General features: G+C 66.8%; 1 protein-coding gene. It reads left to right on the top strand.

The window, feature by feature from the left end; all coding sequences use genetic code 11:
* A partial coding sequence (locus tag R0K30_RS22375) for a hypothetical protein (RefSeq protein ID WP_410613090.1) occupies positions 1–262 on the top strand: 262 nt, incomplete at both ends.

The raw sequence follows: 262 nt of genomic DNA, 5'->3' as shown, positions 1-262 counted from the left end.
CCAGCAGTTGCTCGCGACGATGGTGCAGATGGGATTGCAGCGCATCGTCATCGAGAGCGGGCGGCTCAACGCCGCGATGAATTTCCATATCGATGCGAGCAGCGCCGCCGCCAACGACCGCGGCTCGCAATTCGACACGCGCAACACGGTGGGCGTGAGCGGGGGAGCACGCTTCGGTCCTTGGGGCGCGGAGGCCAATGTGCAGAGCACGATCGGCTACGTGTCGACCGACCGCACCCAGACGACCGAGCGCTCGCACGCC

This window comes from Bacillus sp. SIMBA_154 (assembly GCF_046536015.1).
GTDB classification, from domain to species: Bacteria; Bacillota; Bacilli; order Bacillales; family Bacillaceae; genus Bacillus; species Bacillus pumilus_P.
This window is presented reverse-complemented; position numbering and strand designations above follow the sequence as displayed.